This window comes from Pseudoalteromonas luteoviolacea (assembly GCF_001696455.1).
GTDB lineage: Bacteria > Pseudomonadota > Gammaproteobacteria > Enterobacterales > Alteromonadaceae > Pseudoalteromonas > Pseudoalteromonas luteoviolacea_C.
The window spans coordinates 110137-133287 of record NZ_MAUJ01000009.1; the positions used below are offsets into that span (position 1 = coordinate 110137).

Below are 23151 nucleotides of genomic sequence, written 5' to 3' on the forward strand. Positions count from 1 at the left end.
TTGTTCCTTAATGTTTTATAGGTGCTTATCGTTTTTAGTTTGTTAAATTTAATACTTGGGCTTTATCAAAATTGCCGTAGTTTGAGGTGATCACTTGCTCCCCAGGTGCAAGACCAGAAATCACCTCATAGTAATGTTGATTTTTCTTACCCAAGCGCACGTCTCGACGCACAGCCTGACTGCCGTCACGGTTGACTACAAAGACCCAATGGCCGCCACTGGTGGTAAAGAATGCTCCGCGCGGCAGCAGTGTCGCCTGTGCTTGCTCATCGCTAAACATCAATTGGGCATCTAAACCTTGTCCACGTTTGATGTCTTGAATACCAGACGGCAACTCGGCTTCAATTTGAAACTGCGCATTGGTCACTCGGCTATCAATCTTGCTGACTTGTGCTTGCAACATGTTGCTGCCATGAGATATTTCTACTGACATACCTAACGATACTTGTGTTAAATAGAACTCGTCTAAGCTCACTGCCAGTTTGTACTCTCCCGGAATATCTATTTGTCCTAAACGCGCACCCGCTTGTTTTGACTCACCCACTTGCACATCTAGTTCACTGAGATAGCCAGATACAGGTGCTGTCACTTGTAAACTCTCAAGATTTTTACGGGCAAATTGCAGATTGTTCTGCAGCATCTTGGCACTGTCTTCAAGTTGAGCCAGTTGCACTTCACGAATGCTGGTCTCTTGCTTTTGACGCTCTCGCGTGAGTTTATGAATGTCGCGGTTGTACTGCAGATCTTGACGGATTTCGTCCACTTCATCTTGGCTCGTTAAGCCCTTTTGAAGCAACGCCTCAGATTGTCTGAGCCGGCGTTCTAAATGACTTATCTGTAATTCGATGTCTAGCAAATCGCGCTTAAGGTTTAGCGTGTTGGTGGTCATGGTCATTTGCGTGTTACGTAAAAAGTTAAGTTGCTCAGTCACTTGAGCTTCACGACTCATTACATCCAGCTGCAAATTTGTGTTTGAGAGTCGCACCAAAGGCTGCCCTTGCTCAACGTAAACGCCTTGCTCCACTAATTTCCCCTCTACACGGCCGCCAGACACTGTGTCTAGCAATATGGTTGTTTTTGGCACGACTTGTCCGCGAATATTCAACGCGTTTTTAAACTCACCACTGATCACAGAGCTGACAGTCACCCCCGCCTTATTAACGGTTTGCATTTGTCCCTGCTCTGCCGACTGGCTTAGACTATACGCGCCAAAACCAACCAACAAAGCGAAACAGCTAAAAAGTGCCGGCTTGGTGTAACGGCGGTAATGTTTATTAGCAATTTTTTTATCCATAACATCAGCTCCTTTAGCCTAGATATCTAATGATCTATCAATTTTGATGCCAAATAAAAAAGTTATAAAATACATAAGCTTAAATTAGACAGTAGAAACATAGAATCAATAAGTGTCCGTTTACAGTACACTCACCTGTCCATAATTGGACACTCTCTGTGATTTTGCGGTAAGCTGCTGAGGTCAAAAATAACTACAATGAGCCGCCGGCATGGAAAAGCAGGGAACCATACTGATCGTGGATGACAATACCGATGTGTTGCTCGCCGCCAAACTGCTACTAAAGCAATATCACAAAAAAATCCTCACCACTGACAACCCATTTGATGTAGAAGGGTTACTTAACACGCATAAAGTCGATGTCATTTTACTCGATATGAACTTTAATCGAGATGCGATTAGCGGGCAGGAAGGTTTTTACTGGCTCAAAAAATTCCATGAGCAAGTACCCAGTATTGCCGTGGTTTTGATGACCGCATACAGTGATGTGCAGTTGGCTGTTGAAGCCATCAAAAATGGCGCAACGGACTTTGTAGCCAAGCCGTGGCAAAACGAGCAACTGTTAACCGTCATTGCGACAGCGCTCGCCCACGCGCAAGACAAACAAGCGATCAATCAACTTTCGCGACAGACTCAAGGGCTGAGTCAGGCGCTTAGCCAACCCCAAAGTGCGTTTTTAGGGCAAAGTGACGCCATGTTACGCGTGTTTGATACCTTGAATAAAGCAGCGAAAACCGACGCTAACATTCTCATCACAGGAGAAAGTGGTACGGGCAAAGAGTTAACGGCTCACGCAGTACACCAACAAAGTACCCGAGCACATATGCCATTTATCAGCTTAGATATGGGCGCCGTATCGGGTAATTTGTTTGAAAGTGAGCTATTTGGCCATAAAAAAGGCGCGTTTACCGATGCAAAAGCGGATAGGGTTGGTCGTTTTGAGTTGGCCCATGGCGGCACCTTATTTTTGGATGAAGTGGGTAACATGCCGCTTGATCAACAAGTTAAATTATTGGCTGCAATACAAAATCGGCAAATCACGCCGGTTGGGGGCAATCACCCCATCGACGTCGACATTCGTTTAGTTTGTGCAACCAACGAAGCTTTACCGCAATCGGTCATGGACGGTCAATTTCGTCAGGATTTACTGTATCGAATTAATACCATAGAAATAAGCCTCCCCCCTCTGAGAGAACGAAAAGAGGACATTCCTTTGTTGGTCGATCACTATATGCATATTTACCAACAAAAGTATCGTCGCGAACTGACACTCCCGCGCAGTGCGTTAAGCACATTATGTGAGTATGCATGGCCTGGAAATGTGCGTGAGCTTGCTCACACCATTGAACGCGCGGTTATCTTGTCTGAAGGCAGTGAGTTAGCGATCCACCATGTGCTTGTTGCCCCTCATGTTTCAGCATCTACCCAACCGACGAGTTTGCAAGAATACGATACGTTTGATTTAGACGAGCTTGAACAAAGGGCAATTCGCGCTGCGTTAAAACACCATCAGGGCAATGTCAGTCAAGCAGCTAAAGCACTGGGCTTAACTCGAGGCGCTATGTATCGCCGTTTAGAAAAGTACGGATTGTGATGATGAAAAGTCAATTCAAAGTGCTTATCGCAGCCTGTGGTTTGGTTGCTATGGGTATGTTACTACACCTGACTCTGACCACCTTCGGACTCAGTGCCACAACAATGGTCACTGTCATATCAACCGTGTTGCTAATCGTTTGGGTGCATCATATGTTTCGCAAGGAAAAACGTGTACCTGTGGAGTTGTTTCGTGCCCTTGCGAATGGCGATCACACTTTAGGCTTGCCAGTTGATCATCCGTTGCGCCAAGGTTTTCGCAGCGCACAAGCCCAAATGCAAACAGCACAGTTAGCCGCCGAACAACAAGTACAGTTTATCAATGCGGTATTCAGCCATATGGATCTCGCTATGCTTATCTGTGACGAGCATGGCCAAATCATCGAGCAAAGTACAGCGGTCACAAAGCAGCTAGGCCTGAAAATCGAGCATATTGATGCCCTCGCGAGTAGCCACCCTCACATTGTTAACTTTATTATGGAGACACGTAAAAACAATCGCCAAACCTTCTCTTGGCAAAACAATGAACTTCACGACACCTTGTATATACAGGTAAGTACACTGTGGATCCAAACAAAATTGTATAAAGTTATTACCCTGCAATCTATTAAAGAGGAGCTTAATGCCAAAGAGCAGCATGCTTACAAGCAGCTCACAAAAGTACTCACTCATGAAGTGGCTAACTCAATCACGCCACTCTCTTCAATGGCACAAACCTGCATTGCATTGCTGCCTGACTCATTGAGTTTCGACGATGAGGAGGACAAGCAAGATCTCAATTTAGCCCTGTCCACTTTGGCATCAAGAAGTGCTCACCTAAGTGAGTTTATTCAAGAGTTTAGAAAGTTGAGTGGTTTACCAGTACCGAAACTTGCCATGGTTGACCTTGGCGAACTACTAGAAAACATTAAACAGCTCTTTTGTATGCAGCATACCGATGTGGCCTTTGTGATTGAAGCGCCCGATAATGCACTGTGTGTGCTTGACACTAACCAGATAGAGCAAGTTTTAATAAACCTCTGTCAAAATGCCGTAGAGGCACTGAAAATAAGCGACCAACCCACCCCCAAGATCATCTTGAGAATCGTCAAAAATGATCATGACAAACTCTGTGTGGATATTATAGATAATGGCCCAGGGATCACCCAACATGCCCAAGACATGATGTTCGTGCCTTTTTATACTACCAAACAACAAGGTTCTGGCATCGGCCTCAGTCTATCGAGACAAATTATGCTGCAACATGGCGGTGAGCTCCTGTATTTGCATAAAGCACAAGGCGCATGTTTTCGCTGTATCTTTGGTTAGCAATAAAAGTACACAATATCGTCGCAATAGTCTGGGAAAGTATCTGTAATTGGGTAAACTATATGTGTGTTTCTGATTTGGGGTTATACGATGACAGAGCAAGTAAAGAAGGCATGGCTCATTTCCGTTGGGGGATGGAGTGCACTGATTTTATTTTTGACCGGCACCTATATACTCTATGATTTTGCAATGCCGCCCGCTCAGCAAATCAATAATCATCCAGCATGGGCACTGCAAGAATGGGGGATCTGGTATCTGATCACGCCAGTTATTTTTCGCCTATTAGATCACTATCACGCCAAACAGCAGCTAACACAAAAAAGATTTATCGGTATTTTGGCGCTCATGCTGTGCATTTCTATGACCTACCAAAGCATTTTTGATTTATTTGTCTTTAACGACAGTATCGCATACACCTTATTGTACTTTGCCCCTTCACACCCTTTGGTATTGTTTGTGATCAGCTTTATTTGGCACACATATTTACGTGCTGAACATACCACCGATAGCAGCATCGAGGTCGAACAGGGGGCTAAAAAGTCACAACTTTGCTATAGCGATATCACCCATGTAAACTCTGCCAGTAACTATGTCGAGTTTCATACCCAAAAGCAGCAATTTTTAAAACGCACCACACTCAAACAAGTTGAGCAACAATTGCCGGACTCTCAATTTATTCGCACTCATCGCTCACACTTGGTTAATTTGGACTTTATTGAACGCATCCAAATCAAACCCTCTGGCAGTGGCCTAGTGCTTTTGAAAAACGGTCAATCTGTCGCATTGAGTAAAGCATTTAAGCCGAAGGTTAAAGCGCGCCTTAAAAATGCCGCTTAGGTAACCATCCACTCGTCCCTCAGTATATAGGGGCGAGTACACCCTACCCGTCCACTCGTCCCAAAGAGCGACCAATAACCCCTAATACTTTGATTTAAGTGGTTTGTTTTTATCAAATAAGCACGGAAATTTATGTAATAGGAAGATTTAAACGACCATGGAAAAGTCTCTAAATAATCGCTTATCAATATTGGGCGCGCTGCTTTTCATTTGGGCAGTCCCAACTTGTGCCAAGGCTCAAGATGCAACGGGTGCACCACAATTTGCAGTCACTCATTATGATGGCCAAGCACTAGATCAACTATATGGCCAAAATGCTCTAGATAAAATTGAACAGATCCCAGGGTTTGCCTTATCGCAAAACACGGCTAGTCGTGGCTTAACCGCTGCGGGAGGTAATGTATTAATCAATGGGGCCGTACCGGCATCTAAATCTGAGTCGTTAAGCCAAATTCTGAGTCAACTACCTGAAGCACAAATTACCGCGCTGCACTTTTATAGTGCCGGACACCCCTTTAGTGGGGCCAGTCAGTACAATCAGGTGGTCAATGTGCTTACCCATGCCAGTGCCATCACAACCCATTGGCAAGCACGCAGTAAATTGACCTCTGCCTATCAGCCATATCGACCCAGTGAACTGGCCGTGCAGATGACTGTACCGATGGAGACGTGGCAACATCAGATCAATGCACATTATCAGGATGATAGGCATCAATCAAAGTCCGTCATTGCGTCGCAATCTGCACAGCACATCACCACAGAGGTGGGTCACGAAGACTTTTTCGAAAAGCTGAACAGCCGTTTACTGTCTTGGCGTAGTACGCGTCAACACACACATAGCCGCTTCACGGTTGCCGCCAAGACATTGCAAGAAGATTGGCAAACGGATTTTTACAGACAGTATGGCATTGCGGATCACGCACTTAATCAAACTTGGCTGTATAACGAATCAATTGATACCCAAGAGTATGAGCTGAGCACCGACTGGTTAAAACAGTTTGCTAAAGGCAAGCAATTGCAACTGGTTGCACTGCATAACAAGAAAACGACTAATAACCACGCGCTCGCCCGAGATTCTGGCGAGCCGAATGATGCATTTAAACAATATAAGGCGCACCAAGAACAGGTGCTGCAGTTTAGCTTTAACGCACCACATAGCACTTGGAAACCCGAAGTAGGCATTGAAATCAGCCATAATCAACTGGATGCCATGACGCATAACAGCGATAATCAAATAGTCAGTCATGTGTCTGAAACGAGATACCAGCCATTTGCTGCATTTACCTACATATTGAACCCACAATGGCAACTGTATACCCGTCTTAATACCGAGCACACGAAACTAAAAAGCACAACGACATATACCCATCGTAGTGACCTTAACTTTTTAAAGCCGCTTATCCGTCTTAGTTATGAAAGCAAACAAGATTGGGACTTTGCATTGACGGCACAACATCAAGTTGATCAGCTCGAGTTTAATCATTTTGTAGCCAGCCAAGACGCTGGGTTTGACCGCAGTCAATCTGGAAATAGTCAATTACAGCCAAATCAATTCAGTGAACTGGCTGCACAATTTAACGCGCGCCCTACGGATGCGCTATTCATTAACCTAAAACTATTCCATCAGTGGCAAAAAGACATTCACGAAATAATTACGCTCCCCAATGGCAAAGCGGGCCTAGGTAATGCGGGCAGCGCAACATTATTAGGTGCCAAACTGTCTGCGACTTTAAACACCGAACAATGGCTATCTGGAAGTCAACTCTCACTCGACTATGATTATGCCACTGCACGCTATCTAGACCCACTGACTGGCACCCGAGCGACCACGGGGTTAACGCCACACAGTGCCAATTTAGAATTTAGGCGCGATATGCCTGATTATAGCTGGGGTATAGACATCAACCTACCCGAGTCAGCCACTTACTACTATCAAGATGAAGTGTTTATCGAACATGACCATACTGAAATCAACGCTTTCGGCGAATATGCAGTGTCTAACTCATTGCGTATTAAACTCTCCGTTAGTGCGCTAAATACAGCCAGATATACCTATAGCCAAACGTATTTTGATGCTATGCGCGGAGAAAAGTATGATGGTGAAACACGGTTTGATGAACGCGTTGAGCCAGTTTTCACGCTATCGTTCACTGGCAGCTTGTAGTACGGGGCGTTAACGCCCCACACTTGCAACGCTATTGAGTCGGTTGACTAATGAACCAGTGGTAACTTAAATCGGCAATGTCCATCACTGACACTGCCCACCATTTCATCGTAGGCGGTTTCCATATCAAAAGTGGCTTCTTTGGCTCCAAGCTCGACCAATTCAACTTCTGCTTCACGCAGTGAGTTGTACGTGACAATTTTACCCTGTTTATCGGTGATTAAATGATAATTACCCAGCACATCTAAACCACCAGCAAGATAGTGGTTAGAGTCTGCGTAGCTCAAAATGACGGGATCCATGTAGCTGTGCTCAAATTGCTCTCTCAATTCTGTGCGGTCCATAAAAATACCCCTTACTGAATGGAACTACTTTACTTAAACGCAACAAACCCAATTTTAGTTCAAAAAACAAACAACCACTATGAAATTCCCTTCCTTTGTACCAGTTTTTTTAACTTGTCTATTTATTTCATAAACTTATAGAATAGCGGTACAAAAACAATAAAAAGAGTGCTGAATTATGCTCAAACGTTTAATGCTCATCTCCACAGTTCTGACGCTCACGGCCTGCCAGTCAACTTCTACATTAGAAGACGTTCATGATATCCCCTCGGAAATCTCCGTGTATGAAACGACTCAGAGCAGCCAAGACATCGCATCACCACAGAATGCACAAAGCCAACACATTGCGCCAACCTCACCTGAAGACGCGGAAGATGTATGGCAGCGTATCCGCCAGCAAATTCGCTTTGCGCCATCAGAACACCCGAGAGTGAAAAAGCGCATAGAGTGGTATTTGCAGCATCCAAATTATATGCACACCATCAGTGAGCGGGCCGAACCACTGCTTTACTATATCGTGACTGAGATAGAGAAGCGAAACCTCCCCATTGAGTTAGCGCTTATGCCACTCATTGAAACTGATTTCGATATGCAAGCGTATTCGCATAAGCATGCCTCGGGGCTTTGGCAACTCACACCACTTATTGCCAAACACTATGGCCTCAAAATAAACCCTTGGTACGATGGCCGCCAAGATCTCATCGACTCAACTCATGCCGCACTCGACTTTCTCACTTATTTACATCGCCGATTTGATGGTAATTGGTACCATGCAATCGCCGCGTATAATACTGGTGAGGGCCGTGTTTTAAGAGCCATAGACAAAAACCGCAAGGCCGGTAAATCAACCGATTTTTTTGCACTGCAACTGCCGCGACAAACCAGACACTACGTCCCTAAGTTGCTCGCTGCCACCCAGCTGCTAAAACAGCAGCTGATGAACTTTCCTGCGATTACAAATGCACCAGCCCTATCCATCATCACGCTGCCTAACGCCACAATCCTAGACAACAGCCCTGAGTGGTCAATGCTGGCACAACTCAATACCGGTTATGCGCGCTTTCCCGCACTGTTAGGCGGCCCAAATCGACTTATTATCCCAACAAGCAAAGCTGGAGATTGGCAGCAATACGCTCAAACCCTACCAACGATGCCTGATAATCAGTGGCAATCCTATACCGTACGACGCGGAGATAGCTTAAGTGTGATCGCTGAAAACTATGGACTCAGTGTGTCGCAATTAAAGTCATTTAACCAATTGCGCACAGACAGAATTCGCATTGGAGACACATTGATCCTGCCAATTCTTGCGGATCAGCAATACACCTACACCGTAAAATCGGGCGATAGTCTATGGCGCATTGCGCGGCAGTTTAATGTCTCGGTCAATAAACTCAAACAGTGGAATCAGTTGTCTAATGCCACCTTACAAATAGGCAAGCGTCTGACCATCTTCTTAGCAGCGCCCTAAAAGGAGTCCAACATGTCGAAGGAACAGCCAACCGAGCAAGGTAAAAGCACCAAATCGAGTCAAATCAAGTTGCGACTCTCTCGCTCAAAAATGAACAGTATTTTAGCCCTGTGTGCCATTTTAATTTCAGCAGCCTCCTTTTATGCCACTTACATGCAGGCAAAAGCGGCACAAGAGCAAGTCACCGCGGCCGAACGACAACTTTACGCTGAAACATGGCCATGGTTGCAGGTTAGCTACAGTGATTATGACCTTGAAGCAGATCGCGCGCGCATGACGGTAAAAGTAACCAACTCAGGCACCGGGCCAGCGCTGATAAAGGCCATGCAATTTGAATATCAAGGCACAGCTTACGACAACCTGAAAGCACTGTTAAATGACTGCTGTAGCCTAGATGCATACAAAACGGCGTTGGCAGAAGTGCAGGCCGATAACGACGACATTAACTATATGAAGCAATTTGGTTGGTATGTGACCAGTAACCCCAACAATGCACTGCTCGCTGATGGCAGCGATTTAGTGCTATTTTCGATGACGCGCAGCAATTTTAATAGCAACCTGTGGGAGAAAATCAGTGAGATGGTGCCTGATATCGAAGTAAATACTTGCTATTGCTCGTTACTCAAGCAATGCTACACAGTTAATAAAGCATCAGACGTCAAAAAGGTCGCAAATTGTTCCAATCTAAAAAGCTAGACCGACACTTAGCAGCTAAACATATCTGCTTATACGAAGGCGTAATCGCACATCTCTACTTAGATACACGCGGTAATGTGACGCTTGGTGCCGGCTTTCTCATTACCGATCCGCAAACACTGGCGAAAATGACTTTAAGAGAGAAGTCAACGAAAAGAACAGCAAGTAGAGAACTCAAAGCCAAAGAATTTGCTACCATTTCAAAGCTCCCTGAAGGACGGCGGGCAAGTTGGTATGAACCACATTGTCAGCTGTATTTGCCTCACGAAGAATGCATAAAGCTACTAGAGAAAAAACTGAGTGAATTTGAGCATGAGTTGAACACCTTATTTTGTGCGCAAAATGGCTATATCCCCTTTAAAAAAATGCCCAGCAAGGTGCAACTTGCACTGCTTGATATGGCCTATAACTTGGGAACCACCAACCTGAGTCAAGCATGGCCAAAGTTACTCAGTGCGATACGAGCAGAAAATTGGTCTGCCGCCGCGCAGGAGTGCCATCGCAAGCATGTGAGTGAAGCGCGCAACAAAGCCACGGCCAAATTATTTCACCAAAGTGGTTCTGTCGGTATCATACGCCGGCTTGCTCACTTTTTACTTTCTCAGCTTAGCCAACGCGTCAAGCGCTAAGGCCAAATGAAGCTATCGGTGTATAGTGCAAGCCATCTTGTGACGAATGCGAATGGTACAAATGAAACTTTGTTACGGTCAGCGTAAACGGCGTCATTGGCGCTCGCACTTGAGGGGTCGGCTTATGGTTGCGAAACAACGTGATATGCGGTGAGTACGGGTACGGATTCGTATAGAGCTGCCATTGCTCAGACAGCGCGCGTAGCGGGGCCGCTAAGCTCCCCAGAGCGTCACTGGGTGCGGGTGGCAGATAGAAAATACCATTGTGTGCCCAGTACCCTGATTGTGAAAATTGAAGCTCAAACGGTGCACCTTTTAACTGCTCAGCGAACTCAATCAATGCATCCGTTGTGGGTGTGTCCACCTGCGCTAAAAATGCCAATGTGATGTGCCAATTACGGGCCAAAGTCGGTGGTTGATGATGCGCTACCGACCGACTCAACCACTGCTGGATTGTGCTGGTGGCCTGTTCATCTAAGCCAATACCGAAAAATAACCGCCTCGTTGCCATTACTTAAACTTCACCGATTTGGTGCTGGGGCGGTAAATTCGCTGCTCAGGTTTAGTCCATTGGCCATTTTTCAAGTACTGCGTTGAAACCGTAAACGCACCATTTTTGAAGCGACTGGTCGACTTCACCTCTGTAATCCCGTCCTGATTCCCTTCCACCGACTCGTAAGCGACAAATTCATGCTTACTTTTTACCTCTATTCTGCCCGAAGTATAAAACCCCGCAGTGGTAAAATAATAAAACACAATGCTCTGCTTTTTGTTATCCCAAAATAACAGAGACTCACCGCCATATGCGCCATCATTGATCGAATGTAGCGTTCTGATTGCCGTGCCATTTAAGGCGCGCTCCCAACGGCTCACGTCATTGACTTGCCCTTCTCCCATAGAGAAACTGGCCTGCCAAGTACCCAGATATGGCTCAAACACCTTTAACTCATCGGCTATATTCGCCGCCCAAGCACTTTGCAAACACAGCAAAAAGCCGCCGATCAACCCTGCTAAACGTCCCATACTTTTACCTTATGATGTGATCCTGTTTAATATATATAGCCACAGCTGGTCGCTTTGGCCTGTAGTAGGCATAAAAAAAGCGCCAAAACAGCGCTTTTCACAATATCTTGTAAATCTATGCCTTCTTGTCCGCAGAGAAATACTTACGGCGCAACAAGTCATGGATCACCAACTCTTGCTCTCGCCCATACGCTTTAAACATGCGGTTGTTGTGCATGTGCAATAACGAGCCCAATAATGAGTTTCGAGTACAATTGAGCTGCCCTGCGGCGATTTTTTGATTGAGCTGCTCAATTACCGGGGCAACGCTCGTCTGCCACTGCTCTAAAACAGCTAAAATCGCACTTTGAGTTTCATCGCACTGCGCGGCTTGTTCAGGCACCAACTTAATAAAGTCATCGTCCATCTGCGCTTGATAATCACGATAGCGATTACCCAATTGCTTACGTAACGTACTGGTTTCGTTAAACTCTCGACCAAACCCGTCTCGAAGTTGGCTAATCAAAGTAAAGCGCGCCGCTTCAGAGTATTCAAATAAATTCAATAACCTATGTGTACAGGCCAACGCAACACGCCAGCGTATATCTTCACCAAACTCATCAATGAGTCCACACGCTTGGGCAATTAGGCGACTGTCATACATGAACAAGGATTCCACCAAGCCCATGGACTCTGGACCACCATAGCGTTCCACTTCCCGTTCATAGGTCATCAGTTCTACTTTATGTAGTTCACCCGATTCTATTTTAGGGTCTAGCAATGCATTTAATCGCGGTAGAAGCTGACCACACAGCAAACTTGGATCGCCATGAAAACGCAGTCGAATATGCCAATCCGGATCGCTATAACGAATGAAGAACCATTTGTCATACAACTGTGAGTGCTGCTCAATAAGTGGCAGCAGCTCTTCTGTCAGCAGCTGTTCTACGAGCGAGTTGCCAGAGTATATTTTAAGGCTCAACCACTCTGAGCCAGCACTAAAGCGACGTTTAATCGGCGCCGCGGTTATATTCGCGTATGGATCATCAGAGAAATGTGCATGTACATTGGCATGCTCATTGATGAATGGCACGATGACTTCGTTGCTATAATGCATCCCCTGATTGTCAACAACCCGCGAACGATAGCTATTAGAGAGCACTTCTTTGAGCTCAACGTTCGTATGTCCTTTCGTCTCTGCCAGCAAGATGGCGAACATATCAGGGTTTCTTAAATCAAGTTGTAATACATTATCTGATATGGCAAAACTGATTTGTGCATCCAAGGCATATTTGGCCATAAGTGCATCTAATTTCTCACGATTGAACTGGCCTTTTTTACTGATGGCCTCAAGCTCTGTGCGTTCAATACGCCAAACCTTCTCACTTAGAATGAGGTTATCTAGCATCACGCGTGGGACAAAGGCTGCGCGGTCAGTGCTAGATGGCATTCTAAAGTGAGGGGCACGACCTTCTTGATGTTGTAGCATACATAAGAATTTATAGGCACTTAAGCTTCGAGCTGAATAATTATGTGCGCTCGATAAACGCGGGATAACTTGTTTATTAAGACGTTTGCTCCAGAGCTTCACTTTTTGCCCTTCGACCCAAACGTGCAGATCGCTGAGCGGGATCTGGTAATCTTCATCTAACGAGCTATCTGCCATAAAGACAATTTCATACTGTCGTAAATGCGGGCGTGCAATGACATTACCCGGTCGCCCTTCCGGCATATGAACCACTTCGGCAAAGATCACGTTGTCACTATGTGCTTGCTCTTGTGCCAAATGCTGCATCACAGCCTCTTTAAGGCCCACATCGAGGTGACAAAAACGACCTAATAAATTAGCAGAAGAAGGGCCATAACAACCATTAAACTTGTAAACAGGATGACCTCTATCATCTTCAAACAGGCTTAGCATGGTGCCAAAAGAGTATGGGAAATTCTTCACTGCATCTTGATTGTTTACTTTAGATTTCAGCTCTTTGCTCTTGAGCACCACACATTCTTTACCACGGTTTTCAGGTAAGCTTAGTGCGCGTTCAACTAAGCTCTCAATCATGCTGACTTCAGGAACAGTCGCCTTGTTAGCCCCACCACGCGCCAAATTGAGACCAGCAACGAGTGGCGCTTCATACCCAGTTTCGGTTGAGATCCCAATGCCTGATTCATCATCCAAAATCACATCAAGAGGTACAAACTGCCCTTCAAAGCGACTGTTAAACTGGTTCATAAACTGGCTTAACCCACTTGAAGGCTCAGTCACCGTTAGGCCCGCAATTAACTCCAGCTGCTTTTTTACGCGTTTAATTTCCATTTCAGAAATACTGCATTGCGCAAATGCACGATAGATATCACTTTGGAAAAGTTTATTTTCCTGCGCTTTCACTGGCAAACTTTCTAAGTGAGATAGCAATTGTTTGTAAGGCGCGATTTCACCGCTGGAGGTTTCATCTAACCTATCGATTTGCGCAAGTGCTGTCGCTAATTTATCAGCAGCATCAAACTCTTTAATTGCTTCAATCGACTTAAGCAATGCATGGTCGGGAGAATCCCCCGTAAGAGGCAGTGGAATGTCTGCTAACAATACCCCTTCGTCGATAAGGTCTTGAATATAGTTCTCAACTTCTTCTTGCTCGGCCTCTGGGTATTTCGCCATAAAGTGCGACACGAGTTCATTAAAGCTTAGTCCGGGCTTAGCCAACGCCAAAGCGAATCTAAAGTATTCATCGCTTTCCACCGCGCTCAATCGGTATTGCATCGTGTCATCAGAGAGGTAAGTTTCGATATAGCGACACTGCTGTGCAACAAAATAGTGTGACGAGTTAGGCTTATAAGTTAAGTTATCGGAGCGCGAAGCATGCTTTATAAAATGCTCTTTTAAAGCCGATAAATAAAACATATCCAAGCGCGTTTTTCGGCTATCGTTGCAATGATCGGCTGGGGATAACACTGTATTTGATTCAATCGTCCCCTTGTGGATACCTGAAAATAACCCAAAAGGGGTCGGTCTCGAGCACATACGCACCATATACTTAATCAGTGCATGGGCCACTTTTTTACCCTGTTTAGACTCAGGTTTAGTGCGCCACTGTTCAATGCGCTCCAACAGTGACGGACTCGCTAAGTAGATAGCTTCTTCTACACCTGGCGTCGCAAGCCATGCACTTAATAATAAGTTGGTATCCGCGCCTTCTTCTCCGAATTCCGCTAACTGTTCAAGCGCGAGCCTAGGCGTACGAATTACAAAAAAGTTGTCATTTTTTAGTTGTTTTGTAGACATCTACTTCTCCTTAAGACATCAGTAGGCATTCGGTCCAGCTTGAATCGTTATTCAATAAGCTAATCAATGCGCAACCAATACCGGAATATCCCATCAAGAAACCAAAGTCCTCTACATGTTTTTTATCAATACCATTGTAAGAATAGAGAGCTTGGATCCCTTCTTGACGGAACTTGTCAAGACTGTACTCAACCCAATAAACGCTTCTTGCTTTGAGCTCTGGATGCGGCATCAAGTCGTCGAGTAGTTTAAAAATAAGTGCCAAACCGACGAATCCATGACATACACCGGCATCGTTTATAAAGCCATCCTCAGCATCTCGTTTGCAAGCATGAAGTGCCACTTCTAACGCATGATCAACATAACTTGGGCGATCTAACGCCTTGCCTGCTCGTGCCAATATCATGGCAATCGTCAAGTCACCATAGCACCAGCCCAATCTCGAGTGCTCATCGGAACCCGCGCACGAGCCATAGCAAGAGCGACGCGTGTTTTCCTTACCACTGGCGTTTTGGTGTGCTATCAACCAGTCGCATGCCCCAGACAATAGTTTAGTAACACGCGTATTGAGTGAAGGAATCGTGTGGGCGGGCAGCAACGCAGCAATCATGCCTGGAACGCCATGTGCCAAACCTAGGTTAAACTCTGGCTTTTCTCTGTCATCAGTATCAAACCGATACACAGATTGCGCAGGCTGCGACCAAGCGATATGGCCATTCTCAAAATAGGTCGCGGTACTTTCAAGACCGGTCACAATCGTATTATACAATTTGTGTTGCTTAGAAAACTTGGCACGTCGAGCGGCATATGGCGCGTAGCCACACAACCCAAGTACCATTTCAATTTCACCCGGCCATGGGTCATGATCCAATGCCTGAGTAAACAATTCATCGACATCATCGAGTAACTGCGGATCGTAATCTTCTTCATCGGCTTGATTGAAATACTCAAGTACCCATGCTTGACCTGCTAGGCCATTACTCAATTCAAAGCTCTGATCGGTTAACTGATCTTGTAACAATTCAAGTAGGTCGCTGAAAACGGCTTCATCCACCAAGTTTTGATCGAATTGATAAGTGTTGAATAAGAAAAGTAGTTGGCCCGCAACACCACTTAGCAGACCATTTTGTTGTACTTGCCCTAGTTTAAGATTATCACTCACGCGACTGGCTAACAGCGCGATGATTTCCGTTACTTCCTGACGTTGTTTTTCTGTGATAGATAGTAGCTCTGCCATGATCTTCCTTAGATATAAAGCTTTATTCTTTTTGTTTTATCAATAGAAACTAACTTAAATAAATATGTAGCTCAACCGTTAATATTGACTCAGGTGTTTACCAAGTTAGGTTAACTAGCGCCTTATTTTCATTTCGCCAATACGCTGCGGGCAATCAAGGATAAGGCAATACAAAGTGGTGTCCCCACAAAGGGGGGACGTTTAATTATTCATTCTCCGGCTCGAGCTCTTCTAACCTCACTTTTTGCAGGCGAATTTCGCGATCCGCTGAGGCAATCGTCTCTTTACGGTGCGCAATAATTACTCGAGTCATTTCAAGCCGACTTACCGCCTCGTTGATATCTGACTCTAAGCTTGTATCCAAATGACTTGTGGCCTCATCCATAAATAAGATTTTAGGCTGCTTATAAAGCGCCCTTGCCAAAATAATGCGCTGCTTTTGACCACCAGACAGAGATGACCCCATATCGCCAATTAAACTGTCATACCCCATCGGCATTTGACTAATATCGTCATGTATCGCAGCCATTTGCGCACAATAAACGACTCTTTCCATATCAATTGGAGTATCAAAAAAAGCAATGTTGTCTGCAACAGATCCTGACAACAATTCATCGTCTTGCATCACCGCCGAAATTTGCTGTCGATACTGCCTTGCGCCGATTTGTTCAATAGGGACACCATCAATGAGCACTTCACCACTTTTGGCTTCATTCAGTCCCAACATGATTTTTAATAATGTCGACTTACCACAGCCTGAAGGGCCAGTAATCGCAACCGACTCTCCTTCATTGATTTCAAGACTTAAGTTATGTAGTACATTCGGTGTCGCATCAGAGTATGCGAAGCAAATGTTTTTCAGCTCAATTTTACCTTCTACGGTATGCTTTTTAAGCTTTTCAGGCTGGAGGATCTCTTTGTCCGTGAGCGCAATATCCGCAATACGATCAAAGTGCAAACCGACCATTTTAAACTCAATGAGTTTTTCAATTAAGTTTGCTGTTTTGTCCATAAATTGGCGCTTATAAGACATAAACGCGAATAACATGCCGGTACTAAAGCCACCTTCAAGTACTAAATGGGCGGCCAAGTAAACAACGAGAATGTTTTCGATGCCGAATAACGCTCGGTTAATGGCGTCATACCCAATTTGAAAATTGCCCAGCCGGATACTTTGGTTAATCGCATTTGCATATCGATTTTGCCATTGCCCTTCGCGTTTCACTTCAGAGCCAAACAGCTTGATAGTTTGAATACCACGCACCGTTTCCATGAAGTTGGAATTCTCTTCAGCACGCGCCATGATCTCTTGTTCACTGATGCTTCTAAACGGCTTGTACATCGCTACCCGCACCAAGGCATAGGCAATAACAGCAGTCAGTACCACCAGCGACAATGTTGGGCTATAAAAGAAAATCATCGCGAGCGTAATAATTGCCATTAAACCATCGATGATGGCTTCTATTACCCCCGTAGTTAAGATTTGTTTTACCTGTTGTAATGAGCCAAATCTTGACACGACGTCGCCCATATGGCGTTTCTCAAAATAGGAAATAGGTAAACGCACTAGGTGGTGGAATAAATTCGCCCCCAATTGAATATTCATCTGATTACCAAAATGCAGCAACGTGAATCCTCGCAGTGCATTAGTCGCAATCTCAAACACTAATACCAAAAAGAAGCCTGTAGCCAATACAGTCAATAGGTTTGTGTCCCCGGTGAGGACGACATCATCAATGACGAGTTGAATATAGTAAGGTGCCGCAAGCGTAAATACTTGCAGTAAAATAGAAAGTAAGAAAATCAAGAGCAAAGAGCGCTTTAAGCCGGTAATGCGACTCCAAAAATCAGCGAACTTCAAGCTCGGTTTTTTCTCTTTTTTCTCAAAACTCTTTGTGGGCGTGAGCTCTAATGCCACACCAGTAAAGTGTTTTGATGCCTCTTCTAACGTAAACGTTTTTTCGCCAGAAGCGGGGTCATGAATGACAATACGCTTTTCATTGGCCTTTTTGAGCACCACGAAATGGTTCATATCCCAATGCAGGATACAAGGCGTTTGCAGTGCATCTAAATCTTCAAGTTCAATTCTTAAGGGTCGAGAGCTGAGCTCCAATTGCTCTGCAAAATGCATAATATCAAGTAGCGTTGCACCTTCAATAGAGATGCTGAACTTTTGTCTCAATGTCGTCAAGTCACTGTGATAGCCGTGGTACGCTGCGACCATCGCTAAGCTTGCTAGCCCACACTCAGCCGCCTCTGACTGCAATATAATAGGCAGTGAGTTCCTTGACCAAAACTGTAACTTTTGTACCGGTGAGCTGTCTTCCTCGTGCATATTAAGCCTTTAATTATCGTTATTGCAGCTTACAGCTGTCCTTTAATACTAAATACCGGATCAAACAACCATCTTAATAGCGAGCGCTCTTCGATGATAATGTCTGCATCTAACATCATGCCCGCTCTCAGAGGTGTTGATTTGCCGTACGCCTGAATCTCCTGTTCAGACAATGACACAATGACGCGATAAGCTGGTTCACTAATAATACCGGGAATAATCGCTTCCTCGGGCAAAATCAGGCTGGTACTGATTTGTTTAATCTCACCACCATATATACCAAACTTCTCGTATGGAAAAGCGTGATAGCGTAATTTTGCCTGCTGCCCTTGTTCTATAAACCCAAACGCGGAGGTCGGCACATAGATAACGGCCTGCATCTGGCTATTTTCGGGGATCACACTTAATAATTTTTGACCTGAAGAGACATTTTTTCCCACTTTCGCGAGTAGACCCGTCACAACCCCAGCTCTCGGTGCTCTTAGTTCACCCAGCCTTTGTTGTTCAATTGAAGTTAGTTGTATTTTGAGTTGTGCACGCTCAGATTTAAGCTGATTGATCCGCTCATCATGGGCCAGTGGTAATTTTTCGAGCTGTGTCTCAAATTGCTCAATTTGGGACTCTAGGCTGAGCTTTTCTGCGCGCATATTGGATGATTGTTGCTGTAGCGATAACAATGTATCTTTTTGCCTTTGAAGCTCAAGTTCTGAGATATAACCAGTACCTTTTAATGTACTGATTTGGTTAACCATTTGCTTATTTAATTCGAGGCGTTGAGTAAACGTAGATTGCTGGCTACTTAATTCATCGAGGCGCTTTTCTGAACTGATTTTTTGCTGCGTAACTTCGTTTAAGTCGAGCTGGTATTGTTGCTCTTGTTGCACTATCAGACGTTCAATATTCTGAAGTTGAAAAGTATATTGGTTTACCAACGCCTGATTCAATTCAAGCGCTTGCGTACTGTGCTTGGCTGACGCAATTCGGAGTATGGGTTGCTCTGCTTCTACAAATTGCCCTTCTTCTACCAGCACTTGTGCAATGACACCTTCTTGCGAAGCGACCATATTGAGGATACCCGTATTTGGTTCTAACACCCCAGACACGCGCTCTTTCCTCGCATAACTTCCTATTGCAAGAAAAATAATGCTAATGATCACCACGAATAAGATCAGAAAGGTCAGTGTTTTAAACACCGGTGGTTGAACTAAACTCACAGCTCCTTCTAATCGGTGTCGCTTATTCTCTAGTACTTCTTTGCGAAAGAGATTTTCCATAATAACTTGTACACCTGAATTAATTGTTTTTATTGTTAAATTTTAATTAACCCCTCCATAATGTATCACTTTGGAATCCAGAAAGAAATGAGATACAAAAAAAGGGAATTAAATTCCCTTTTTATAAAATCAATTACGCTTTTTTAGTCGGTCGTTTCCAACCGGAGACATTTCGCTGTTTGCCTCTAGCCACTGCCAACTGTTTCTCTTCGACCTCACTGGTAATTACCGAACCAGCCGCCACAGTTGCTTGCGCTCCGACATTAACAGGCGCAACAAGTGACGAATTTGAGCCAATAAAAGCGCCATCGCCAATTACGGTTTGTGATTTATTCACGCCATCATAATTACACGTAATTGTACCAGCTCCGATATTTACTTTTTCACCAACTAACGTATCGCCTAAATAGGTAAAGTGATTGGCTTTTGAACCAGATCCTAAACGAGACTTCTTCATCTCAACAAAGTTGCCAACATGGGCATTCTCTTCCAGCACAGCACCTGGGCGTAATCGTGCAAACGGCCCGACGGTACAAAGTGCTTTAACTTGCGCTTCTTCAATGACTGAATTGGCTTTAATCACCGCGCCATCGCCGATTTGACAATCTTTCAATACGCAATTAGGCCCAATGCGCACATTGTCACCGATCTCAACTTTACCTTCAAAGATAACATTAACATCTATTTCAACATCTTGGCCCGTTATCACTTCACCTCGAACGTCGATACGCGCCGGATCAGCAAGGCTGGCACCATTGAGCATCAATTCATTTGCTTGACGAGCCTGATACGCGCGCTCTAGCGCTGCAAGCTGAACGCGGTTATTAGCCCCTTCAACTTCCATCGCTTCATCTGGTTGAGCAGAGTTAATCTCTACGCCTTCAGCATGCGCCATCGCCACAATATCTGTAAGGTAATATTCACCCTGCGCATTATTATTAGATAGTTGCCCTAGCCACTTTTTCAGTAAGCCACCGTTTGCAGCCATAATGCCCGTGTTTATTTCTTTAATTTCTAACTGCTCTGGAGATGCATCTTTTTGCTCAATAATGCCAATCAATTTGCCATTTTCTCGCAGCATACGACCGTAACCCATTGGGTTATCTAATGTCACAGTGAGTACAGATAAGCCTTTCTCAGGTGTCGAAGCAAGCAGCCTTTCTAATGTTGATTGCTTAGTAAGTGGCACATCTCCATACAACACCAATACAGTATCGTCATCAGCAATATTTTCTTTGGCCACAGCAACTGCATGCCCAGTTCCAAGCTGTTCTGCTTGTAGTACCCAGTTAACCTCATTGTGTGCAAGGTGTTCTTTTAATAGCTCTCCGCCATGACCAAACACTAAGTTAGTTGCTTTTGCTCCCAAAGCAACTGCATTATCGATAACGTGCTGAACCATAGGTTTACCAGCAATAGGGTGAAGAACTTTAGGTAAGTTCGATCGCATGCGAGTACCTTTGCCCGCAGCTAAAATAACTGTATTGAGTGTCATCAGTGATGAGTCCTTTTTTAACTTACTATCCCCTTTCCACTTCATCCACTTTAAGACTGCCACTCCATGTGTACAGCCAAACATAATTTGCAGTTTGTAAAATGGTCCGGCAATGATTGCTGATATTTTAACTATATTTATCTCAATTGATAGTCAAAATACCGCTATTAATGCTCATCTGACGAGTCCCTAGTCTGACGATAGAATATTCGGTCAATAATCAAACAAATTTAATTTTAATGTTCGTTCTATTTAAGGTGCCCAACTTAACGTGAAAGCATTTTTCTGACTTAACCGGTGCGATTTTCCCCTCAGTAGTGATACCCACATTTAGGCTCCCCCAAAACTTAACCCGTTTCACTTAGTTTTTTCACTTGGACAGAAACCTGTATTTAGCGCTCTAGAAAGTGAGAAAAAGCTATAAAAAGTTCTAATTTAGATCTTTAAAAATATAACAAAGCTTATAAAACAATAACTTAAAACCAATTCTTATGTACAAATCATAACCTTCTAGTAATTAACTTCCGCGGAATTCTTGTTACTTTAGGATTCAGTTGCAGAGCACAACAAAAACAAGTTCAGGCAGCTAAAGATAAATAACAAATTAATTTACAAGCTCTATATAAAAACCATTAAGTAAAAAGGACACGACCATGAAACTAACAATTACTAAAAAGAATATTAAAAACCTTAGTCAAGACAATAACCGCCTACCTGCAAATATGACAAAGCTTATCAATGGCGGTTCTATACAAGGTACACAGCGGGTAGCTCGGACACGTCTGTGACAGTTCCATCAGGCAATAATCATTAAGCATACGCATTAATAGCAAATAACAACAAACAGCACTGAGGACACGACCATGAAACTAACAATTACTAAAAAGAACATTAAAAACCTAAGCCAAGACGCTAATCGCCTACCAGTAAATATGACAAAGCTCATTAACGGCGGAACTTCTTTAGGTACACAGGCAGGTAGTTCGGATACGTCTGTGACAAATCCATCAGAACAGAATTAATAAGCACGAATAATTAAAAACGAATAACAACAATAATAAAAAGACCCAAGGACACGACCATGAAACTAACAATTACTAAAAAGAACATTAAAAACTTAAGCCAAGACACTAAACGCCTACCAGCAAATATGACAAAGCTCATTAACGGTGGAACTTCTTTAGGTACGCAGGCGGGCAGTTCAGATACGTCTGTGACAAATCCATCAGAACAGAATTAATAAGCACGAATAATTAAAAACGAATAACAACAATAATAAAAAGACCCAAGGACACGACAATGAAGCTATCTATTACTAAAAAGAACATTAAAAACTTAAGCCAAGACAATAAACGCCTACCCGCAGCAATGACGAAAGCAATTCACGGTGGCGCTACATCTTACTTTGAATTGAAAAAAACAACGACTTCACCGGTATCAGGCGATAGCTCAGATACTTCTGTGACAAGCCCATCTGACATTTAACAGGACTAATTCCATAAGTGGAGCTGCAGCTATGAACTATGCAATTACGACAGATAATTATACCCAAATGGCTTTCAGTAATATCGTTAATAAAATAGATAAAGTAAAAACAGAAACTGATTTTCGCAACCTAGTATTAGAGCTACAAGCATGCTCTGAACCCAGTTTTGTTGCATTTATAGCCTTTGATCATATCACTCCGACATCACTTGAGAGCAAAATCTTTGGAGAGCTATCAAATGAAATCGAAGAGTTAATGTCAAGAAAGGAAGTTTTGGAGCACTGTACGAACAGCTCCTCGCCATTATCTTTGCATCAGTTTGGCAGCCTCTACCCACGAAGTTTATATTTATTGCCTGTTCACGCAGGACGTAATGAGCGCGGGGCATTACTGTTACATATCGAAAACCAAGACGAAGTTGAACATTTATCTTGGTATTGGTCACCGATTACCACGCATTTAGTAAGGGCCCACATCAAAATATCGAAGCAGCGCCAAGTCGCAATCACGAAGCGAGAGCGCGATTGTTTATTGTGGGCCTGCGAAGGCAAAACCTCGTGGGAAATTAGTCAGATCCTAGGAGTTTCAGAGCGTACTGTAAACTTCCACCTTGCCAATTGCATCGAAAAAACAAACAGCGCGAATAGGCTTCAAGCAATCGCAAAGTGTGTCGTATCCAATATCATTTAGAACATTAAGGAAC

The 23151-nt window shown here is 44.1% G+C and carries 21 protein-coding genes; 12 read left to right on the forward strand and 9 right to left on the reverse strand.

Features of this window, described 5'->3' with window-relative positions; all coding sequences use genetic code 11:
• Positions 1–34 precede the first annotated feature (34 nt).
• Entirely contained in the window at positions 35–1294 is a 1260-nt protein-coding gene (locus A7985_RS21000) for an efflux RND transporter periplasmic adaptor subunit (protein ID WP_065792416.1), read from the reverse strand.
• A gap of 211 nt (positions 1295–1505) precedes the next feature.
• On the opposite strand from A7985_RS21000, the gene A7985_RS21005 reads away from it, so the two are divergent.
• From A7985_RS21005 to A7985_RS21020, 4 genes are all read left to right on the forward strand, one after another.
• Positions 1506–2888: a sigma-54-dependent transcriptional regulator gene (locus tag A7985_RS21005; protein WP_065792417.1), complete on the forward strand. Its 1383-nt coding sequence runs from the start codon at positions 1506–1508 to the stop codon at positions 2886–2888.
• A complete protein-coding gene (locus tag A7985_RS21010) occupies positions 2888–4195 on the forward strand; it encodes a sensor histidine kinase (RefSeq protein ID WP_141685409.1) in 1308 nt (435 codons plus the stop codon). The genes A7985_RS21005 and A7985_RS21010 overlap by 1 nt, the downstream gene beginning before the upstream one ends.
• Before the next feature lie 90 nt (positions 4196–4285).
• Positions 4286–5032: a LytR/AlgR family response regulator transcription factor gene (locus tag A7985_RS21015; RefSeq protein WP_065792419.1), complete on the forward strand. Its 747-nt coding sequence runs from the start codon at positions 4286–4288 to the stop codon at positions 5030–5032.
• Positions 5033–5189: 157 nt separating this feature from the next.
• The gene (locus tag A7985_RS21020) at positions 5190–7196 is read left to right on the forward strand and encodes a hypothetical protein (RefSeq protein WP_065792420.1); all 2007 of its coding nucleotides are present in this window, start codon (positions 5190–5192) and stop codon (positions 7194–7196) included.
• A 47-nt stretch (positions 7197–7243) separates the two neighbouring features.
• Here A7985_RS21020 and A7985_RS21025 read toward each other — a convergent pair whose 3' ends face one another.
• Positions 7244–7540 (reverse strand): DUF6482 family protein, encoded by a 297-nt coding sequence (locus tag A7985_RS21025; RefSeq protein ID WP_065792421.1) that lies wholly within the window; start codon positions 7538–7540, stop codon positions 7244–7246.
• Between the two features lie 178 nt (positions 7541–7718).
• On the opposite strand from A7985_RS21025, the gene A7985_RS21030 reads away from it, so the two are divergent.
• Genes A7985_RS21030 through A7985_RS21040 form a run of 3 tightly spaced genes read left to right on the forward strand, consistent with a single transcriptional unit; the run spans position 7719 to position 10336 of the window.
• Positions 7719–9011: a LysM peptidoglycan-binding domain-containing protein gene (locus A7985_RS21030; RefSeq protein WP_065792422.1), complete on the forward strand. Its 1293-nt coding sequence runs from the start codon at positions 7719–7721 to the stop codon at positions 9009–9011.
• A gap of 12 nt (positions 9012–9023) precedes the next feature.
• Positions 9024–9707, forward strand: coding sequence for a hypothetical protein (locus A7985_RS21035; protein WP_065792423.1), 684 nt, complete (start codon positions 9024–9026; stop codon positions 9705–9707).
• Entirely contained in the window at positions 9686–10336 is a 651-nt protein-coding gene (locus A7985_RS21040) for a glycoside hydrolase family protein (protein ID WP_065792424.1), read from the forward strand. Before A7985_RS21035 ends, A7985_RS21040 begins: the two co-directional genes overlap by 22 nt.
• Here A7985_RS21040 and thpR read toward each other — a convergent pair.
• The 7 genes from thpR to glmU form a co-directional block, all read right to left on the reverse strand.
• Positions 10326–10847 carry an RNA 2',3'-cyclic phosphodiesterase gene (thpR, locus tag A7985_RS21045; RefSeq protein WP_065792425.1) on the reverse strand — a complete coding sequence of 174 codons (522 nt, stop codon included), beginning with the start codon at positions 10845–10847 and terminating at the stop codon, positions 10326–10328. The genes A7985_RS21040 and thpR overlap by 11 nt on opposite strands.
• On the reverse strand, positions 10847–11359 hold the full coding sequence (locus A7985_RS21050) for a hypothetical protein (protein ID WP_065792426.1): 513 nt from the start codon (positions 11357–11359) through the stop codon (positions 10847–10849). The genes thpR and A7985_RS21050 overlap by 1 nt, the downstream gene beginning before the upstream one ends.
• A gap of 115 nt (positions 11360–11474) precedes the next feature.
• Positions 11475–14621, reverse strand: a complete 3147-nt coding sequence (locus A7985_RS21055) for a lantibiotic dehydratase (protein ID WP_065792427.1) — start codon at positions 14619–14621, stop codon at positions 11475–11477.
• Positions 14622–14631: 10 nt separating this feature from the next.
• Complete coding sequence (locus A7985_RS21060) at positions 14632–15858, reverse strand: lanthionine synthetase C family protein (RefSeq protein WP_065792428.1); 1227 nt, start codon at positions 15856–15858, stop codon at positions 14632–14634.
• Positions 15859–16063: 205 nt separating this feature from the next.
• Positions 16064–18193 carry a peptidase domain-containing ABC transporter gene (locus A7985_RS21065; RefSeq protein ID WP_065792429.1) on the reverse strand — a complete coding sequence of 710 codons (2130 nt, stop codon included), beginning with the start codon at positions 18191–18193 and terminating at the stop codon, positions 16064–16066.
• Positions 18194–18222: 29 nt separating this feature from the next.
• The gene (locus A7985_RS21070; RefSeq protein ID WP_065792430.1) at positions 18223–19467 is read right to left on the reverse strand and encodes an HlyD family secretion protein; all 1245 of its coding nucleotides are present in this window, start codon (positions 19465–19467) and stop codon (positions 18223–18225) included.
• 133 nt (positions 19468–19600) lie between these two features.
• On the reverse strand, positions 19601–20962 hold the full coding sequence (gene glmU, locus A7985_RS21075) for a bifunctional UDP-N-acetylglucosamine diphosphorylase/glucosamine-1-phosphate N-acetyltransferase GlmU (RefSeq protein ID WP_065792485.1): 1362 nt from the start codon (positions 20960–20962) through the stop codon (positions 19601–19603).
• 653 nt (positions 20963–21615) lie between these two features.
• Between glmU and A7985_RS26990 the strand changes: the two genes are divergently transcribed.
• The 5 genes from A7985_RS26990 (at position 21616) to A7985_RS27085 (ending at position 23138) form a co-directional block, all read left to right on the forward strand.
• Positions 21616–21750 (forward strand): hypothetical protein, encoded by a 135-nt coding sequence (locus tag A7985_RS26990; protein ID WP_256096820.1) that lies wholly within the window; start codon positions 21616–21618, stop codon positions 21748–21750.
• Positions 21751–21825: 75 nt separating this feature from the next.
• Positions 21826–21984, forward strand: a complete 159-nt coding sequence (locus A7985_RS26605) for a hypothetical protein (RefSeq protein ID WP_176716786.1) — start codon at positions 21826–21828, stop codon at positions 21982–21984.
• Positions 21985–22043: 59 nt separating this feature from the next.
• Positions 22044–22202: a hypothetical protein gene (locus A7985_RS26610; RefSeq protein WP_176716787.1), complete on the forward strand. Its 159-nt coding sequence runs from the start codon at positions 22044–22046 to the stop codon at positions 22200–22202.
• Between the two features lie 59 nt (positions 22203–22261).
• A complete protein-coding gene (locus A7985_RS21080) occupies positions 22262–22447 on the forward strand; it encodes a hypothetical protein (protein ID WP_065792431.1) in 186 nt (61 codons plus the stop codon).
• Positions 22448–22478: 31 nt separating this feature from the next.
• Positions 22479–23138: a helix-turn-helix transcriptional regulator gene (locus A7985_RS27085; protein WP_065792432.1), complete on the forward strand. Its 660-nt coding sequence runs from the start codon at positions 22479–22481 to the stop codon at positions 23136–23138.
• Positions 23139–23151: the final 13 nt, after the last annotated feature.

Excerpts from the sequence above, each read along its gene's own strand:
- A7985_RS21030 (WP_065792422.1), top strand. The coding sequence starts at position 7,719 with ATGCTCAAACGTTTAATGCTCATCTCCACAGTTCTGACGCTCACGGCC.
- thpR (WP_065792425.1), bottom strand. The coding sequence starts at position 10,847 with ATGGCAACGAGGCGGTTATTTTTCGGTATTGGCTTAGATGAACAGGCC.
- A7985_RS21010 (WP_141685409.1), top strand. The coding sequence starts at position 2,888 with ATGATGAAAAGTCAATTCAAAGTGCTTATCGCAGCCTGTGGTTTGGTT.
- A7985_RS21015 (WP_065792419.1), top strand. The coding sequence starts at position 4,286 with ATGACAGAGCAAGTAAAGAAGGCATGGCTCATTTCCGTTGGGGGATGG.
- A7985_RS26990 (WP_256096820.1), top strand. The coding sequence starts at position 21,616 with ATGAAACTAACAATTACTAAAAAGAATATTAAAAACCTTAGTCAAGAC.
- A7985_RS21035 (WP_065792423.1), top strand. The coding sequence starts at position 9,024 with ATGTCGAAGGAACAGCCAACCGAGCAAGGTAAAAGCACCAAATCGAGT.
- A7985_RS21020 (WP_065792420.1), top strand. The coding sequence starts at position 5,190 with ATGGAAAAGTCTCTAAATAATCGCTTATCAATATTGGGCGCGCTGCTT.
- A7985_RS27085 (WP_065792432.1), top strand. The coding sequence starts at position 22,479 with ATGAACTATGCAATTACGACAGATAATTATACCCAAATGGCTTTCAGT.
- A7985_RS21005 (WP_065792417.1), top strand. The coding sequence starts at position 1,506 with ATGGAAAAGCAGGGAACCATACTGATCGTGGATGACAATACCGATGTG.
- A7985_RS21050 (WP_065792426.1), bottom strand. The coding sequence starts at position 11,359 with ATGGGACGTTTAGCAGGGTTGATCGGCGGCTTTTTGCTGTGTTTGCAA.
- A7985_RS26610 (WP_176716787.1), top strand. The coding sequence starts at position 22,044 with ATGAAACTAACAATTACTAAAAAGAACATTAAAAACTTAAGCCAAGAC.
- A7985_RS21060 (WP_065792428.1), bottom strand. The coding sequence starts at position 15,858 with ATGGCAGAGCTACTATCTATCACAGAAAAACAACGTCAGGAAGTAACG.
- A7985_RS26605 (WP_176716786.1), top strand. The coding sequence starts at position 21,826 with ATGAAACTAACAATTACTAAAAAGAACATTAAAAACCTAAGCCAAGAC.
- glmU (WP_065792485.1), bottom strand. The coding sequence starts at position 20,962 with ATGACACTCAATACAGTTATTTTAGCTGCGGGCAAAGGTACTCGCATG.
- A7985_RS21055 (WP_065792427.1), bottom strand. The coding sequence starts at position 14,621 with ATGTCTACAAAACAACTAAAAAATGACAACTTTTTTGTAATTCGTACG.
- A7985_RS21025 (WP_065792421.1), bottom strand. The coding sequence starts at position 7,540 with ATGGACCGCACAGAATTGAGAGAGCAATTTGAGCACAGCTACATGGAT.
- A7985_RS21065 (WP_065792429.1), bottom strand. The coding sequence starts at position 18,193 with ATGCACGAGGAAGACAGCTCACCGGTACAAAAGTTACAGTTTTGGTCA.
- A7985_RS21000 (WP_065792416.1), bottom strand. The coding sequence starts at position 1,294 with ATGGATAAAAAAATTGCTAATAAACATTACCGCCGTTACACCAAGCCG.
- A7985_RS21070 (WP_065792430.1), bottom strand. The coding sequence starts at position 19,467 with ATGGAAAATCTCTTTCGCAAAGAAGTACTAGAGAATAAGCGACACCGA.
- A7985_RS21080 (WP_065792431.1), top strand. The coding sequence starts at position 22,262 with ATGAAGCTATCTATTACTAAAAAGAACATTAAAAACTTAAGCCAAGAC.